This is a genomic window from Amycolatopsis sp. NPDC006131 (genome assembly GCF_040614175.1).
GTDB lineage: Bacteria > Actinomycetota > Actinomycetes > Mycobacteriales > Pseudonocardiaceae > Amycolatopsis_E > Amycolatopsis_E tucumanensis.
In genome coordinates, this window is sequence record NZ_JBEXTX010000251.1 from 1 (window position 1) to 1,209 (window position 1,209).

A 1,209-nucleotide genomic window follows, 5' to 3' on the forward strand; every position below is an offset into this window, starting at 1 on the left:
GCCTGGACGAAGCCGTCGACCAGGCCTTGTCGCTGCTCGCCTGAAAGCCCTCGCGGCTTGACCCAATTCTGGAGCCCCGGCCGAGCCGGAGCTGATCTCGCTGTCCGCCCCCTCAGCGGATCGGTGACGGTCGGTGCCTCCGCGCAGCCCGGGTCCCTGTCGGAAGGCCGGGCTGCGCCGGGTCCTGGTGACCTTGTGCGTCACCGAGATCACCAGCTGGGGCGTGCTGTACTACGCCTTCCCCGTGCTGGCCACCGACGTCGCGAAGGCGACCGGGTGGTCGCCGCGCTCGCCGGCATTCCGGTGGGCCGGTGGCTGGACCGGCACGGGCCCCGGTGGCTGATGACAGGTGGCTCGATCCTCGCGGTGCCGGCGGTGGTGGCGATCGCGACCGCGCAGAACCTTGCCTGGTTCGTCGCGGCGTGGCTGCTGGCGGGGGTGGCGATGGGCGCGACGCTGTACCCGCCGGCGTTCGCCGCGCTGACCCGCTGGTACGGGTCGCGCCGGATGGGCGCTTTGACCGTGCTCACCCTGGCGGCGGGGCTCGCGTCGACGGTGTTCGCCCCGCTGACTGCCGCGCTGGCCTCCCACCTGGACTGGCGGCAGACCTACCTCGTCCTCGCCGCCATCCTGGCGGTGGTCACGATTCCGGGCCACGCGTGGGGGTTGCGGGGGCACTGGCCCGATCCCGGACCGCACGAGGGCCCCGCGCACGCCGAGCACACCGACCCTGGACGTATCGCACGGAGCGGCGCTTTCGTGGCACTGGTGGTGGCGTTGAGCTTGTCGGCGTTCGCCGCGTTCGCGGTGGTGATCAACCTGGTGCCGTTGCTCACCGAGCGCGGGCTCAGTCCCGGTGCGGCCGCCGTCGCGCTCGGTCTCGGCGGGGCTGGGCAGGTGCTGGGTCGTCTCGGCTATACGACCTTCACCCGGCACACCAGTGTCCGGGTGCGCACCGCGATCATCCTTGCCGCGGTGGCGGCCACGACCGGTGTGCTGGGGCTGCTGACCACCGCGCCCGCGCTTGTGATCGCCGCGGTGGTCGCGGGCATGGCTCGTGGGGTGTTCACCCTTCTGCAGGCCACGGCCATTACCGACCGCTGGGGACCGGTCCACTATGGACGGCTCACCGGGCTGCTGTCCGCGCCGCTGACGATCACCATGTCGCTCGCGCCGTGGGCGGGCGCCGCGATCGCCGGTGGGCTTGGC

The 1,209-nt window shown here is 72.7% G+C and carries 1 pseudogene; it reads left to right on the forward strand.

The annotated features are described in order from the left end of the window. Positions 1 to 133 precede the first annotated feature (133 nt). Positions 134 to 1,209 (forward strand): annotated as a pseudogene (locus ABZ215_RS43790) (MFS transporter); the annotation flags it as partial.